General features: G+C 61.5%; 15 protein-coding genes. 9 read left to right on the plus strand and 6 right to left on the minus strand.

Annotated elements, in window-relative coordinates:
• The first annotated feature begins 7 nt into the window (after positions 1-7).
• From FF80_RS09630 to FF80_RS09645, 4 genes are read left to right on the plus strand one after another with little or no spacing between them, the layout of a single operon-like run.
• On the plus strand, positions 8-958 hold the full coding sequence (locus tag FF80_RS09630) for an extracellular solute-binding protein (protein WP_035099742.1): 951 nt from the start codon (positions 8-10) through the stop codon (positions 956-958).
• On the plus strand, positions 931-2,067 hold the full coding sequence (locus tag FF80_RS09635; RefSeq protein ID WP_244445745.1) for an ABC transporter ATP-binding protein: 1,137 nt from the start codon (positions 931-933) through the stop codon (positions 2,065-2,067). The genes FF80_RS09630 and FF80_RS09635 overlap by 28 nt, the downstream gene beginning before the upstream one ends.
• Complete coding sequence (locus FF80_RS09640) at positions 2,064-4,193, plus strand: iron ABC transporter permease (protein ID WP_052153359.1); 2,130 nt, start codon at positions 2,064-2,066, stop codon at positions 4,191-4,193. The genes FF80_RS09635 and FF80_RS09640 overlap by 4 nt, the downstream gene beginning before the upstream one ends.
• On the plus strand, positions 4,193-5,443 hold the full coding sequence (locus FF80_RS09645) for an aminotransferase class III-fold pyridoxal phosphate-dependent enzyme (RefSeq protein WP_052153360.1): 1,251 nt from the start codon (positions 4,193-4,195) through the stop codon (positions 5,441-5,443). The genes FF80_RS09640 and FF80_RS09645 overlap by 1 nt, the downstream gene beginning before the upstream one ends.
• Positions 5,444-5,753: 310 nt before the next feature.
• Here the strand turns inward: FF80_RS09645 and FF80_RS22390 are convergent, their stop codons facing one another.
• The 3 genes from FF80_RS22390 to FF80_RS22335 are packed head-to-tail and all read right to left on the minus strand — an operon-like array spanning position 5,754 to position 7,311.
• Complete coding sequence (locus FF80_RS22390) at positions 5,754-6,023, minus strand: hypothetical protein (protein WP_348270326.1); 270 nt, start codon at positions 6,021-6,023, stop codon at positions 5,754-5,756.
• Between the two features lie 6 nt (positions 6,024-6,029).
• The gene (locus FF80_RS22330; RefSeq protein ID WP_052153361.1) at positions 6,030-6,632 is read right to left on the minus strand and encodes a TonB-dependent receptor; all 603 of its coding nucleotides are present in this window, start codon (positions 6,630-6,632) and stop codon (positions 6,030-6,032) included.
• Positions 6,607-7,311: a TonB-dependent receptor gene (locus tag FF80_RS22335; protein WP_052153362.1), complete on the minus strand. Its 705-nt coding sequence runs from the start codon at positions 7,309-7,311 to the stop codon at positions 6,607-6,609. Before FF80_RS22335 ends, FF80_RS22330 begins: the two co-directional genes overlap by 26 nt.
• Positions 7,312-7,564: 253 nt before the next feature.
• Here FF80_RS22335 and FF80_RS09655 point away from each other — a divergent pair, with 253 nt between their 5' ends.
• Genes FF80_RS09655 through FF80_RS09665 form a run of 3 tightly spaced genes read left to right on the plus strand, consistent with a single transcriptional unit; the run spans position 7,565 to position 11,336 of the window.
• The gene (locus FF80_RS09655; RefSeq protein ID WP_035099747.1) at positions 7,565-8,164 is read left to right on the plus strand and encodes a (2Fe-2S)-binding protein; all 600 of its coding nucleotides are present in this window, start codon (positions 7,565-7,567) and stop codon (positions 8,162-8,164) included.
• On the plus strand, positions 8,164-9,147 hold the full coding sequence (locus FF80_RS09660; RefSeq protein ID WP_035099749.1) for a xanthine dehydrogenase family protein subunit M: 984 nt from the start codon (positions 8,164-8,166) through the stop codon (positions 9,145-9,147). The genes FF80_RS09655 and FF80_RS09660 overlap by 1 nt, the downstream gene beginning before the upstream one ends.
• Entirely contained in the window at positions 9,144-11,336 is a 2,193-nt protein-coding gene (locus tag FF80_RS09665) for a xanthine dehydrogenase family protein molybdopterin-binding subunit (protein ID WP_035099752.1), read from the plus strand. Before FF80_RS09660 ends, FF80_RS09665 begins: the two co-directional genes overlap by 4 nt.
• Before the next feature lie 90 nt (positions 11,337-11,426).
• Here FF80_RS09665 and FF80_RS09670 read toward each other — a convergent pair whose 3' ends face one another.
• Positions 11,427-12,407: an AraC family transcriptional regulator gene (locus FF80_RS09670; RefSeq protein ID WP_081917353.1), complete on the minus strand. Its 981-nt coding sequence runs from the start codon at positions 12,405-12,407 to the stop codon at positions 11,427-11,429.
• A gap of 343 nt (positions 12,408-12,750) precedes the next feature.
• Here FF80_RS09670 and FF80_RS09675 point away from each other — a divergent pair, with 343 nt between their 5' ends.
• Together FF80_RS09675 and FF80_RS09680 are read left to right on the plus strand one after the other, a co-directional pair.
• Positions 12,751-13,218 carry a DUF6152 family protein gene (locus FF80_RS09675; protein WP_052153363.1) on the plus strand — a complete coding sequence of 156 codons (468 nt, stop codon included), beginning with the start codon at positions 12,751-12,753 and terminating at the stop codon, positions 13,216-13,218.
• Positions 13,209-13,682 carry a DUF6644 family protein gene (locus FF80_RS09680; RefSeq protein WP_035099754.1) on the plus strand — a complete coding sequence of 158 codons (474 nt, stop codon included), beginning with the start codon at positions 13,209-13,211 and terminating at the stop codon, positions 13,680-13,682. The genes FF80_RS09675 and FF80_RS09680 overlap by 10 nt, the downstream gene beginning before the upstream one ends.
• A 261-nt stretch (positions 13,683-13,943) precedes the next feature.
• Here the strand turns inward: FF80_RS09680 and FF80_RS09685 are convergent, their stop codons facing one another.
• Together FF80_RS09685 and FF80_RS09690 are read right to left on the minus strand one after the other, a co-directional pair.
• Positions 13,944-14,753 (minus strand): NAD(P)-dependent oxidoreductase, encoded by an 810-nt coding sequence (locus FF80_RS09685; RefSeq protein WP_035099756.1) that lies wholly within the window; start codon positions 14,751-14,753, stop codon positions 13,944-13,946.
• 3 nt (positions 14,754-14,756) lie between these two features.
• A complete protein-coding gene (locus FF80_RS09690; RefSeq protein ID WP_152558333.1) occupies positions 14,757-15,128 on the minus strand; it encodes a MarR family transcriptional regulator in 372 nt (123 codons plus the stop codon).
• Positions 15,129-15,255 lie beyond the last annotated feature (127 nt).

Here is a 15,255-nt window from a genome sequence, read left to right on the forward strand (position 1 = left end):
GACAGTGATGCGTCCAGTTCTTTTCACCACAGCAGCGGCCATTGGCCTGCTGCTCGCCGCCAGTGCCCAGGCCCAGGATCTGGTGATCTATGATGCGTCCGAAGATGTCGGCGCAGCGCTGACGGCGGCTTTCAGTGCCGCTCATCCCGAAATCAAGCTTCAGGTCGTGTCAGGCTCGACCGGCCCGATCACCGAGCGCGCCATTGCCGAAATGGGCAATCCGCAGGCCGACGTGGTCTATCTGGTCAACAATGTCGCGCTCGAGCAGCTTAAGAATGCCGGCGTGTTCGAGCCCTATGCGCCTGCTGGTACCGAGATTCGCGACGAATTCCGCGACCCCGACGATTTCTATACCCGCTACTTCGCCACCACGATGTGCATGGTGGTCAATCGTGACCGCCTGGCCGACAAGGGCCTGCCCATGCCCGCCACTTGGGAAGACCTGATCAAGCCGGCCTACAAGAACGAGATCGCCATGCCCTCGCCTATGCAGTCGGGCACCGGCACCACCATTCTTGCCACTTTCGTCGACGCCTTTGGCTGGCCCTTCGTCGAAAATCTGCATGAAAACGTCTATCAATATTCCGATGGCGGTTCGGGCGGTGCACAGCTTGCCGGTACGGGCGAAGTCACCATCGGCCTGTCCTACGACACCACCTGCTTTGCCACCCAATCCTCGGGCCGTCCGGTCGACGTGGTCTTTGGCCGAATTACCCCCAACACCAGCGAAGGCGGCGGTCTGGTTGCCGGCGCGCAGCATCCGGAAGAGGCCAAGATTTTCCTCGACTGGCTCGCCAGCAAGGGTGCCGCTGAAATCCTCGGCGGCCTGGTCGGTGCGACTGCGGTGCCAGGATATGGCCTCGTCGATCTGGACACCGTCACCACCTGGAACATGCGCCGCCCAGTCGATATCGAGGCGTTCCGCCGCGAATGGGCCGAAAAGTTCGTCAACAACTGATGCTCGACCAGGTCGAACACAAGCTCGAAGCGCGGCCCGCCCAAAAGGGTGGGCCGCACCTTCGCATCGATGCGCTGAGCAAGAGCTTCGGCGACACTCGCGCGGTCGATTCCGTCGGGCTCAGCATCGCCAAGGGCGAATTTGTCACCCTGCTGGGCGATTCCGGCTGCGGCAAGACCACGCTGCTGCGCATGATTGCGGGTTTTACCGCGCCCGATACCGGCCGCATCTGGCGGCAGGATATCGATGTGACCTACATGCCGCCGGCGGCACGACGGATGGGATTTGTCTTTCAGTCCTATGCGCTTTTTCCCACCAAGACCGCCGCACAGAATATTGCCTTCGCCCCGCGGATGGCGGGCAAGCGCCGCGCCGAGGTCGATCAAAGGGTCCGGCAACTGGCAACCCTGGTCGAGATCGACCAACTCCTTGATCGATACCCGCACGAACTGAGCGGCGGCCAGCAGCAACGCGTGGCGCTGGCGCGGGCCCTCGCCGCCGAACCCGAAATCCTGTTGCTCGATGAGCCCATGTCAGCACTCGACGCGCGCATCCGGGCCAAGCTGCGCACCGAACTGCGCGGACTGGTGGACCGGTTGGGCATGACGGCGCTTTATGTGACCCATGACCAGGAGGAGGCCCTGGCGTTGTCCGACCGGGTGGCTGTGATGCGCGCCGGCCGCATCGAGCAGGTCGGCACCCCCGGGGAAATCTACCACCGACCACGCTCGCGCTTCGTCGCCGAGTTCATCGGCACGTCCAACCTCCTGGCCGGTACGGTCGAGGCCGGCGGGCTGCGCATCAATGATGCCTTGTGGTCGGTGAACACCCATGGCGCCAGGATGGGCGATCTGATCACCGTATTGGTTCGCCCCGAACATCTTTCCATCGCGGCTGTCGCCGGGGCCGATACCATGACCGGCACGGTCATTTCCGCGACCTTTCTGGGCGCCACCCGCCGGTTGACGGTGCGCTGTGATAATGGGCTTCACCTGCTGGTTGAGGAACCATCGACAGCGGCGACCGGCAATCGCATTGGCGAGGGCCGCATTCACCTCCGCCCAGACCATGCCCATGTCGTGCCGCTCGATCGCGAGGCATCCTGGTGAGCCCGATTGTGCGCCGGCTGCCCGGCATTGTCGCAGCATCGCTGGTATCGCTACTGCTGCTTGTCTTCATCGTCGTGCCGGTGGGGTTGGTCCTGATCAAGAGCTTCGACAATAGCGGGCCGCTGCCCCATTGGCGGCTCGCCGCGATTACGCAGGAGGCTCTGGATCTGCTGCCCGCAAGTGAGCGCGCGACATCGATCGAGGGCTGGGTCGCCGCTTCCACCTTGCCCGAGCGCGTCGAGGCGACGGCGGTGGCTTATGAACTGGCGGGCTACGAGCCGAACTGGAACACCGCACACCCGTTTGAACACCAGCAAACTGCCATCGAAACAGCGCTGGCTGCTCTGCCTGTGGCCGATCGACAGGCAGTGGACGATGCCTTTCCCGTGGCCCATATCATGCTGCACAAGCGCATCGCACTGGCCTTTGCCGTGCGGGACCAGCTTTCTGTTGATGGTTTCAACCGGCTGCGCGCTGCGACCGATGAGCGCTACGGCCTCGCCAATTATGTGGCTGTCATCGCCGATTCCTATCTGCGCAAGGCCGCCGCCAACAGCGTCACGTTGGCGTTGATTTCAGTGCTGACGACGGTGAGCATCGCCTATGCCATCGTCTACGGTCTCAATCGCGGCGGCATCGCCAATCCCACGCTGACCCGCAATATCCTGCTGCTTCCCCTGGTGGCGCCGCCCATTCTGGTGGCGACGGCGACCACCATGCTGTTTGGCCGCCGCGGGCTCATTACATACACCCTGTTTGAACAGACGCTGGGCATCAGCGATGCCGATACGTTCAATGTCTATGGGCCACTCGGCATCATCATTGCGCAGACCCTGTCATTCCTGCCTACGACGCTGATCGTGCTCGACAACGCCATGCGGCGGCAGGATGGACGGCTGGAAGAGGCGGCGTTGATGCTGGGGGCAGGGCGCCTGGCGCTGTTTCGCAATGTCACCCTGCCACTGAGCTGGCCGGGCCTGAAGCGTGCCGTCGTGCTGGTTTTTATCCAGAGCCTCACCGACTTCGGCAATCCGATGATCCTTGGCCGCGACACGCCGGTGCTGGCCGGCGTGATCTACAATGAGATCACCGGCTTCCAGAACACGCCGCTCGCCTCGGCCATCTGCCTGTGGCTGATCGTGCCATCATTGCTGCTTTATTTGGCGCTCGAGCAATTCGGCCGCCGCAAGCGCTATGTCAGCAACGATGCCGGTACCCCCGCCGAGCAGAAGCAGCCCCTTGCCGTGCGCGTTGGACTGACCGGGCTTGCCGGATTCTTCTGTATACTGATCGCCGCCATCTATCTGGTGATGATCCTGGGATCGGTAACCCGCATCTGGGGTGTCGACTGGACCTTCACCCTGGCCTACTTCACGCCCGAAGGCCTGAGTGCAGGCATGGACGGGACGGGGTATGGCTCTCGCGACGGTGGGCTTTCCGAGGTCTGGAATAGCGTCCGCGTTGCGGCCATCGCGGCGCCGATCGGTGGCCTTCTGGCCCTGGCAATTGGCTATGTCGCCGAGCGGCTCCGGCCACCATTGGGCGATGCCATCGCCTTCCAGGCGCTGATCCCGGCGATCCTGCCAGGCATCATCTTCGGCGTCGGCTACATCATCGCCTTCAATGCACCCTTCGGTATCAAGCAATTGTCGCTGACCGGCACCGAGGCAATCATCGTCATCAACATCATGTTCGGCAATCTCTATGTCGGCGTGCTAGCAGCGCGGGCCGCGTTGCAGCGGATCGACCAGTCGGTGGACGAGGCGGCCGAAAGCCTGGGGGCGGGCATGATCCGCCGGTTTTGGGAAGTCACCCTTCCCATGCTCCGCATCGCGGCGCTGCTGGGCGTGCTCTATGTGTTTATTGACGGTTTGACCACGCTCTCTTCGATCATCTTCCTCGTCAGCGGCAGCACCGACCTGGCATCGGTCGCCATCTTCAATGCCGCCAGCTCATCCAACTACGGCTACGCCGCTGCCAAAAGCGTTGGACTGCTGGTGGTTTCGGCCCTGGCCATGGCCATCGTCGTCTGGGTCGAGCGCGGCACGCGGCGGGCGCAGGGGCTGGGCAGCGGATCAAAGCAACAGCAGCAACTGAGCGTCGTCGGCGCAGGAGCCACTTTCTGATGATCGAACGTGATGTGCTCGGTACCGCCAGTGCCGCCCTCGTTGGCCGCGACGCCGCCGTGTTTTTTCATCAAGACGGGTCGAGCCCCTGCCTGGCTGCGCTCCGACATGTGTCGGGCAGCTGGATCGAGGATATGGATGGCCGGCGCTATCTCGACCTCCACGGCAATACCGCCCACCATATCGGCCACGCGCATCCGGAACTGGTTGCCGTGCTCAAGGCGCAACTTGACGAACTGACCTTCTCGCCGCGCCGTTATGCCAACGAGCCGGCGACCGAACTCGCGGAGCTGTTGACGGCGCAATGGCCCGACGGACCGGCCAAGGTTCTGTTCACCACCGGCGGATCTGACGCCATCGAATTGGCGATGAAATTGGCGCGGGTGGTGACGGGGCGCAGCGCGACAGTCTCGCTCGAGGGCTGCTATCACGGCCATGGGCTAGGCGCCTTTGGATTATCGCGTGCTGAACCGGACAGGCGTCTGGGGAGTTTCCTGCCAGACCGTGTGCATGTCCGCCCCTATTGGAAGTACGGCGCGGCGGCGATGATTGAGGATATTGAGCGGGCGCTGCGCGAGACGCCGGGCGGTGTCGCCGCGATAATCGCCGAACCGATACGGTCCAATTGCCACGTCCCTTCCCTCGAGCTATGGCCCGAGGTTCGACGGCTCTGCGACGCCGCCGGCACGCTGCTGATCTTTGACGAGATTCCGTCGGGTCTGGGCAAGACCGGCCGCTTCTTCGCCTTCGAGCACTTTGACGCGCGACCCGATATGGTCGTGCTGGGCAAGGCGCTGGGCGGCGGCATGCTGCCGATCGCAGCTGTGCTCGCCGATGCCCGTTTCGACATCGCCCCTGAGCTGGATCTGGGTCATTATACGCACGAGAAGAATCCGCTCACCACCAGGGCAGCACTGACCTGCCTACGTATCATCTTGCGCGACCGGTTGCCGGCACGTACGGCACGACTGGAGCAGGCGGTCCGCGAAGGGGTCGCGGAACTGGCCCGGAGTATGCCGGCGATCCGTTCTGTGCGTGGGAAGGGTCTGCTCCTTGCCATCGAACTCGACCAGCAGGCTTTGGCCGGCGTTTCCGAAGCTAGGCTGCTGCAGGCGTTGCTCGACCACGGCGTCTCCACCACCACCAAGGGTAGAGATGCGCTGGGCTTTTCACCGCCGATGACGATAAGCGACGATGAGCTTGTCACAGCCCTTAACGGTATCGCGATCGCAGTGAGGTCGGTGATCTGAGTAAACGACAGCATCTGGCTATATCGGCGTGCTCGCGACCGCATGACCAAGGTGCAAACTGGGCGTCGCTGGACCGCTATTGTGAACAACTAACGTCCGAGCCGTGGCCCAAGCATTGACGAGGTCTCACAAGCTGGTTTTTAGCAGCAGTTGCTGTAGGCAGTGGAGGAACAAACCGCCAGCCACTGCAAGGGGGACTTGTGATTGCTGCCCAGCAGGCGGGGATTCTGCGGTCTGTCCGCCGCTCGCGAGTGCTCGACGCTAACCGGCGTCTCGTGAGATTCGCATAACATGCGGTCTAGAATGGCAGTTACCAACCCCGTTTCTGCCATTCCGCGTTGATTTGGAAAATCCCGAAAGCGGTGGCCAGTTCGCTGGCCAGGACCGTGCCACCCGCCGTCAGGGCGACGAACTGGTCACCGCTTTCGGCACCGATATTGGACATCGGAGTGGCGGTGGCGCCGGTTGGCAGGTCCACGCGCGAGAGTTCCTCGCCCGTCTCTGTGGAAAGGGCGCGGAAATAGCCGTCCTGGGAACCGGCGGCCTGTTCGACCTCACTCGTGGCAATCTGTAGCCACAGACGACTCTAGAAGCTGAACGAAGCAGACACCTTGAATGTACGGGGTGCACCCGCGGCGAGAAAACCACGGGCTGACGAGGCCCAGTAGTTCTGGTCGAAGACATTCTCGATAGCCGCTTTCAGTTCCACCGGTTGTCCGGATGGTCCTTCGACCTCGTAACGCATGCCGACGTCGAAGCGCGTCCAATCTGATACTTCTTGGGTGTTGGCCTGATCATAGAACGCGCTACCGCTATAGATCACTCGGCCGGTTAGGGTAAGGCCGGGCGTAATCCAGGGCACGTCATACTCGCCGTAAAGACTGAGGGCTACCTGAGGCACACCCGTCACTTGGTTGCCATCGTAAAGTCCTCCCTGGGTCCGTGCCAGTTGGGCGTCCATGAACGTTACGCCGCCGAGCACGCGAAGCCCCTCGAAGGGTTCGCCATAGGCAGACAATTCAATGCCGCGATTAACCTGCAAGCCATCAAGGCCAAAGGCTCCGCCCGGAGCCGTGAAGCCATTGGGTTGTTCGATCTCGAACAGCGAAGCCGTTAGCAGAACGGATCCGGTATCGTATTTGACGCCGATTTCCCGTTGCGTGTTAACGACAGGGGGGGAACATTTCACCGCTATTGGTTGCCGCAGCCGGTGCAATCAGGCCCTCGGTCAAACCCTCGACATAGTTCCCATAGACGGAGAAGTTGTCGGTGATGCCCACCGAAGCCGCGATGCCGGGGCTGAAACGCCCGCCCTCGTAAAGATAGGTGCTTGTTCCAATCGGACCACGATCCGGTCGCGTATTGAAGCTCTCCGAACGCATTTCCTGATAGCGTCCGCCAAGCGTGAGCTGGAACCGATCGTCAGCAAAAGAAAGAGTGTCGCTGACTGCTACACTGGTGGCCAACAGGTTTGCAAATAATGGCAAATTGTCCGAACGCGGAAAGCCACTTGTGTCCACCGAACCGTCGGGAAGATAGACCGGCGCATAAATATTGGTGGGGTATGTTCCGGGAAGGATGATGGAGGCCGGAGCAAAGCCGCCACGATAGTTTTCGTTGAGCGCCCGCGCTACCGAGACGTTGAACTGGTGGCCGACAGGACCGGTGTCGAATTCCGAACGCAGGCCGATCTCACCCGAAAAGCCTTGGATCTGCTGCGGCTGAATGGCAAGTGTGGCCTGTGCGGCGCCACTTGCGTCGATGATCCGGTGGGACGAGGATACGAAGTCCTCGCGGTAGCGGCTGACGCCGCCGGCAGCATAGATCGTGGTATTTGGCAGCACGTCGAATTCGACCCGGCCGGCCAACCGCGTCGATCTCTGGACGATCGCAAAGACATTGTGGACTTGCCAGCATGGACAGCTTTCCGCTGCCGTCTATCCTTTGGCGGCTGCAGCACTGATATGGCTGCAGATCGGCGTCGGGCTGTTGGCTCCGCCATGTCACGCGGCGCGGATGGATGGGTTCAATCCGTAGGCACCGAAGCGGGACTTCCGGCCGTCCTAGAGATGCGATTGCCGCGAAGCGCCGACTGAACAAGTAACCGCAACGGAGAACGGCATGTCTGACCATCCTGGAAAAATCTCTCGTCGAACATTTATGCGCGGCACTGCCACGGTCGCGGCCGGTGTCGCGGTCATAGGAGCGCCCACCGAAGCCGGCGCACAGGATCTGGCGCCGAGCCGATTCAGTTCCTCCGTCACCGTGCGTTTCGAGATCAATGGGGTCGACCATGTTCTCGATGTTGAGCCGCGCACCACTCTGCTCGATGCGGTGCGCGAGCGGCTGCAACTGACCGGGACGAAGAAGGGCTGCAACCGCGGCGAATGCGGGGCCTGCACAGTGCTGATGGATGACCGAAGGGTAAATTCCTGCCTCATCCTTGCCGCGTCGACCGACGGTCGGAAGATTACGACGATCGAAGGCCTGGCGGACGGACCGGTATTGCATCCCGTCCAGCAGGCCTTCATCGATCATGACGCTTTCCAGTGCGGCTTCTGCACCTCCGGCCAAATCATGTCGGCGGTCGGCTGCATCGCGGAAGGGCATGCGGGGTCCAATGCCGAAATTCGCGAGTGGATGAGCGGCAACCTCTGTCGCTGCTCGGCCTATCCACAGATCGCTGCCGCGGTCGAAGCGGCTGCCGGGGAGATCGTCTGATGCGCAATTTCAGTTATGCCCAAGCAACGTCGCGCGCTGACGCGATCGCGCTACTGCAGCAACCCGAAACCATGTCCATCGCCGGCGGCACTGAACTGTTGAACTGGAAGCGGATCGGCATCGTTGAGCCGGCGCGGGTCGTCGACATCACAGGCATCCCAGACATGGAAGGCGTGGAAGCTCTGCCCAATGGCGGGGTGCGCATCGGCGCGCTGACCAAGCTCAACGACGTCGCGCAACATGCGCTTATCCGCGACGCCTACCCGGTCTTCTCCCAGGCGATACTCAAGGCTGCCTCGGCCCAGATCCGCAATCTGGCCACGATCGGCGGCAATCCGCTGCAGCGCGTGCGTTGCGCCTATTTTCGGGCGGAGGAACCCACACCCTGCAACAAGCGCGTCGCAGGGTCGGGCTGTTCGGCCGTTGCCGGGATCCATGACAAACACGCCATTTTTGGCTGGACCGAAGATTGCGTTGCGGTCCATCCAGCCGATCCTCCGGTGGCGCTTGCAGCGCTCGATGCCGCATACGTTATCGAGAATGCCAAGGGCGTCCGTCGTGTGCCGGTGCAGGACATCCATGTGATGCCGTCCGAGAATCCGGCGTGGCACAACATACTTGGCAACGGAGACCTCATCACCGCCATCGAGATCGGCGCGGCCGCAACGACCTCGGCCTATCTCAAAATCCGCGAACGCGAGAGCTTTGAATACGCCACGGTGTCGGCGGCCGTGGCCCTCGACCTCGACGGCGACGTCATCCGCCGCGCCCGGATCGCGCTGGGCTCGGTCGCCATGCGGCCGTGGCGGCTCAACGCCACGGAACAGCAATTGGTAGGACAGAGAATAGGCTCCTCCGAAGCAGTGGCTGCTGTGGACGCAGGATTCGTGGACGCACGGCCGCTTTCGTCAAATGCCTACAAAATTACCATCGCGCGCAATGCAACGCTGCGCGCCATTGAACTCGCAGCGAGGGCAGCATGAGCAATCTCGGAGAACCTGTCCCGCGCTCGGACGGGAAGATCAAGGTCAATGGCAGTGCACGGTTCGCCGCAGATCAGAGCCTGCCTGGGCAACTTCACGCCGTATTCGTGTCATCGACGATACCTGCCGGCCGCGTCGCCAATATCGATACCGGACTGGCGCTCGGTCTTCCGGGTGTAGTCAGGGTGCTGGTGGCAGGCGACCTGCCACCGCTGCACGCGGACTTCAACGAGACGATGGTCCCCCCGCTTGCGACGAAATCGATCCCGATGCAATCAGACGAGATTCTGCACGAGGGGCAACCAATCGCAATCGTGCTTGCTGAAACGCTGGAAGCCGCCGAGGCCGGTGCTCGTGCCGTGCGGGCAACCTATGCGCCAGCTCCGTACATCAATCCGGAGGCGGCGGCTCCGGACGCGGTCGATCCTGAGCGCGGGGGATATTCATATCTCGACGCGAGCGAATTTCTGAAAGGCGATCCCGAAGCAGCAATGACGTCGGCGGCCCATGTGGTTCAAGCTGAGTATGCCCAGCCGACTCGGCACGCCAATCCGATGGAGCCGTCGGCCATCCTCGCCAGTTGGTCGGGTGACAACCTGACGGTGTACGACTCGGTGCAACACCTCCCCGCTGTCCAGGCTAACCTGGCCGCAACCTTCGGACTCGAGCGGGCGGCGGTTCGCGTCATATCGCCCCATACGGGGGGCGGTTTCGGGGTCAAGGGTTACGTGTGGCCGCACGAGCTCCTTGCGGCCATGGCCGCAAGGGTGATGCGCCGTCCGGTCAAACTGGTGCTTACCCGCCGGGACATGTACGGAATGGTAGGAACCCAGCCGCGGGTGACCCAGGAAATCAGGCTAGGCGCCGATTCCACAGGCAAGCTGGTGAGCATGACCCATGTGGTCAGCAACGTCACCGGCCTGACCGAGGACTATATCGAGTTCGCCACGGTGCCCAGCCGCAGCTTCTACGCCTGCGACAATATCTCCAATCTTCAGCTTGTCCGACGCGGCAACATGACCCTGCCGACCTATATGCGGTCTCCGGCTGAAGGTCCGGGATCCTGGGCGCTCGGGTCCGCCATGGATGAACTCGCCCGCGCGGTAGGCATGGACCCCATCGACCTGCGACTTGCCAGCTACGCGGAAGTCGATCCAGTGAGCGGTGATCCGTGGTCCTCAAAAAAGCTTCGCGAAGCTTATGCGCTGGGATCGGAGCGCTTTGGATGGCGATCTCGCCCAGCGGGCGGGACGCTAGACGGTCATTGGCGAATCGGCTGCGGCATGGCGGATTGCAGCCAGGGCGTCACCCGGTTCGGCTCAACGGTTCGCGTATTGCTGAAGGCCGATGGCACCGCCAGGTTCGAATCCAGCCTGTGCGATGTCGGTCAAGGACCGGCAACCATCTTCGCGCAGGTGGTCGGAGAAATCCTGGGCCTTTCGCCGGATCGCGTGCATGCGGTGACTGGCGACACCAATCTGCCTCCCGCAGGGCCAACCTATGGTTCCGCCACGACGATCAGTACGGGGACGGCGCTGCACCAGGCTGCCACCGCGGTCAGGGACAGGCTCGCCCGCCTGTGCGGTTGGCCAGTGGCGGAGATCGCCATGCGCGGCGGCTCCATTGTTCGCGGCACGGAGTCGCGTACCATCGAAGCGGTGCTCAGCGAAGCAGGGGTGTCCGAACTTTCCGGGGACGGGGCGCTGGAAATCGAAAACTATGCCGATGCGGGACTACCCGGTTTTCCGGCTCGGTCCTTTGGCGCCATTTTCGTTGAGGTAGGTGTCGACCCGGAACTGGGTCTGCTACGGCTGCGGCGTGCAACGGGCGCCTATAGCGTCGGACGCATCCTCAATGCAAGGACGGCGCGCTCGCAAATGATTGGCGGTATCGTCTGGGGCTGGGGCCAGGCGGCGATGGAAGCCAGCCACTTCGAGCCCAGTCTTGGGCGGTGGCATGCCAAGGACCTGGCCAATGTGGTCCTGCCGGTCAATGCGGACATCCCACCTGAAATCGATATCGCCTTCGTGGATGAGTTTGATCCCAATGCGGGCCCGCTGGGTGTGCGCAGTGTTGGAACCATGGCTGCTACCGGCGTAGCCGCAGCCGTCGCCAACGCCGTTTATGATGCCATCGGCATTCGAGTGCGTGAGCTGCCGATTACCCCAGACAAGCTAGTTCAAGGGTAGATTGGGCGCTGACTGAAAGGAAAAGCAGGTTGCGCGAGGCCGGCGCCAGGTAGCCTCGGCCAACAGCGCAAAGCACGAATGAATGATTGTTCAGTGGGTAGTTGCCTCGCCCACGGCTTCCTTCACCTTGCCCGACAAGAGCTGGTTATTTACGAAGGGAATCTCCTCGGCACGGCCATACTGCCGGGGCGTGCATCCCATCATGCGCTTAAACGCCGTGCTGAAGGCGCTTTCCGATTCATAGCCGAGCGAGAGCGCGATGGTGGAAATTGGCTCGCTCGAGTTGAGCAAGCGATCACCGGCCAGCAGCATGCGCCAACGCGCGAGATACTCCATTGGTGTCTCTGCGGTCACCTCCTTAAAGCGAAGCGCGAAATTCGAACGCGACATGCCGGAATGGGATGCCAGGTCTTGCAATGTCCAGCGCCGCGAGGGGTTGGCGTGAATGGCATTGATGGCAAGTCGCAACTGTTCGTCGGCAAGGGCGTTGAACCAACCCACGCCAGGTCCGGGACCATCAGCCAGATGCAGCCGCAGCGCCTGCACCAACATCATGTGCGCCAGGTGCTGTGCGACTAGGAAGCCACCGGGTTGGCCGTCGCTCAACTCCTGCATCATCCGTTCAACGCAGAAGCGGAGCGCGGCTTGTTCGGTCTTGTTCTGCAGATGAATGATTGGCGGCAGCATGCCGAGGAGCATGGAAGAGTTGCGTCCACTCACGGCGAACCGACTTCCTGCCAGGAATAGGCTGCCCCCACCGTTGTGAGTCACGACGCCACCATTAGCGGGAGGCGGAAAAATGCTTCCGGCGTCGATCGGCGATAGCTTCATATTGCTAGCCAGGAGGAAAGGCCGGCCGGTGGGCAGGACGAAACAGTCACCTGCATTCAGCCGTACCGGATTCGCAACGTCCTCCACTGAAAGCCAGCAGGTCCCCGAGATCACTGCGTAACACTTGATGCGGTCCTTCTGGTTGGAGAACTGGATCGCCCAGTCCCCGCCGGCATTGAAGCCCGCCGATACATAGCTCTTGGGTTTTAGCAAAGCGAGGAGATCTGAGAGCGGATCCATTGGTCTTCCAGTCGATGGTAAGCATGCAGGTGTTGCAGTGAAACTGTGGCCATTTTCCATTGATCTTCGAGCACGTCCAAGTCCTGGTTCGTCGCCGGGCATTCACCTGTTCGCGAGCACCGCGGGATCGTGACTCAGGCTCCGCTCCTTGCCGTCCGCAAACTCAGTATTTCGGGACGATAGAAAAGGAACTTCGGACGTCAAAGCATAGCTCCGGTATCGGGAGCGCCCTATCATCCATGCACGACAGAAGCAGACTGGCGTGGGAAACACCCGACGACAATCGGTGTCAGCGGCCACGCTCGGTCTCGCCGGAAGCAATAGAGAGCATGGAGATTGCGAGATGAAATTTGGTCCAAAGCGAATTTTTCTGGCACTAAGTTTGATAGGACTGACAGGGAGTGCGGTCCTCGCCCACCACGGCATTTCGGGAAGCTATGATACGAGCGCGCCCATCGTGCTCATAGGAACAGTGACACAGGCGACATTCTCTCCCCCCCATCCAGTCATCTCCTTGCGGGTCGAGGGAACGGAGGTTTCTGATCTGGCGGTGGATCGCCCCGATGAATTCAACGGCCCTTTCACAGTGCGCGCAGAGGATGTCGGTACGGTGCAGGAGGTCGAGTTTTCGCCGGTCTCAATGTTTTATGACTTGCGCGATGACATCGAGGTCGGCGACAGCGTGGTCATCCTCGCGTTGCGAAACTGTCTGGCCCCCAATGAGCTGCGCAGTTCCTGGATTCAGCTTCCGGACGGACAGGTCCATTCCTATACCGGGGGCCTGCATGAAAAAGTCGACGGATGCAGCTAGTGGAAATCCTCAGCTGGATCGAGGGCTCCGCCCTTGCCCGGTTCATTGCGATGGCGCCGCTAGTTTATCCGACTGTGTCGGCGCTTCATATCCTGGGTATAGCCTTGGCCTTTGGATCGATCGTCCCGGTGGATCTGCGGCTCCTCAAGGTGTTCGGCCCGCAATTCGACGCCGTGCTGCCGTTTCTGGTCCGGTCGGCCTTGTTCGGTTTCGCACTTGCCGCATCTACTGGGGTGTTGCTCGCGTCCATCCGCATCGCCGACTATCTCGGCAATCCGGCCTTCCTCGCCAAGATGGCGCTGCTGATTGCTGCAGGAACCAATGCCGCGCTCCTGCGCCGTCTGTCTGATCACCGGGATGTGGTTCGCATGGTCGGCTCGCTGGTCGGGCGATTTGCCGCGATGACATCGTTGTCGCTTTGGATTTGTGCGGTGCTTGCAGGCCGATGGATTGCCTTCGTCTGAAGGCAGACTGGCCCGGTTTTCCGCAGCGATGGGCAATAGCGGCTGCTTCTCGGTCGACAAACACGCGCGCTGAGATGTCGGGCCGCCCCGCCGTCACTCGGCGCGCGGCGACTGGCGCCATCATCGCTTGGATGACCGCCAGGGCGTTATCGAGCTCACGGCGGCGCTGCTACGAGGCCATGGTGCTGGTGCTTAATTATCAGCGGGTGACGGCCGGCAAGGGGGGCTGAGACCTATGGACGAACCGGCCATCGTCGTCTGTCACATCAGCCCTTCTTGCTGGGCTTGATAAACGGTTCTCACGCTGGACCGAAAGCCGAGGCTGCGAGCAAGCGAAGCGTCGACGTGCAGATACCAGGGATTTGCGAGAGGCTCGGAACTCGGCTCGATTCTCGCATCCAGCAAGCCCGTAAGCTCGTAGACGGACGTCGGTGCCTCGTCCGCAACATTGACAACATGCCCATCGAACACTCCGTCCAGCGCCAGTTTCAGCGCGGTAGCGATGTCGCGGTGATGTATCGTGCTCATTCGTTGAGCCGGATGCCAGTTGCCGACATATTGGGGAAGCGAATCCAGATGTCCGTCGCCATCGCCGTACACAAACGGGAACCGGATGATGGACCAGTTCAGGCCGCTTTCGCGCAGTTCTTTTTCTGCCGCCACCTTGCTCGCCGGATAGGCTTGCTTCGGATCGACCGGATCCTCCTCCCGTCCGGGATGCGGATTGTCGATGTTATAGACATGGCTGGTACTCGACATGATGAAGCGCGCATCAGGGGCATTCGCTTTGACGGCAGCGATCAAATTGCGCGTGCCCTCCAGGTTGCTCTTCCAGATGAGGTCCGTATCCTGAGTGCGAAAGACGGCCGCCAGGTGCACGACCGTTGAAACACCGCGGACGGCATTCGGAAGCGTTAAAGGATCGAGAATGTCGCCGGTCACGGCCGCTGCCCCCAGCGGAGAAGGTTTCCCGGCCCGCAGCAGCACCCGGCAGGAAAGACCCGCTTCAACCAGCCGTGGCACAAGGCGCTCGCCTACTAGGCCAGTTGCTCCGGTTATCAGGATCGTCATGACTTATTCCTTTCGCAAAAAATTTTGCAGTCGTTCGGTGGCGGATTGCAGGACACGGATTGTCGTAGCCAGGTCGACCTCGTCGACGCCGCCAAAAGCAGTTTCGTGAATGAAGGAAAGATCGGGGAGTTCGCGCCACAGGGTTTCCCCGGCGGTTGTCAACGTCAGAAGACGCTGGCGCTGATCTTCTCCGCTTGAGCTCTGATCGATCAGGTTCTTGCGAACTAGAGTGGTCACAATCCCGCTCAACGTCGCCCGTTCGAGTTCAAGGGCTCGCCCCAGGTCGCGTTGAACGGTCGGACCGAAGTTCGTCAGATGCCAGAGAACATACCATTGCGTCGAACCCAAATCGTAGGGTCGCAGGGTCGCGTCCATCAGGGCACGGCCTGCGAAATAACATCGTTTCGCCCACGCCCCCACGGTTAGATGCGCGGCGTCACTCTGTTCATCCAAAGGTCAGTCCTCCATCAATTTGTTTGCTAGCTTGCAAACATTGAAAGGT

The organism is Devosia sp. LC5, assembly GCF_000735585.1.
Taxonomy (GTDB): Bacteria; Pseudomonadota; Alphaproteobacteria; order Rhizobiales; family Devosiaceae; genus Devosia.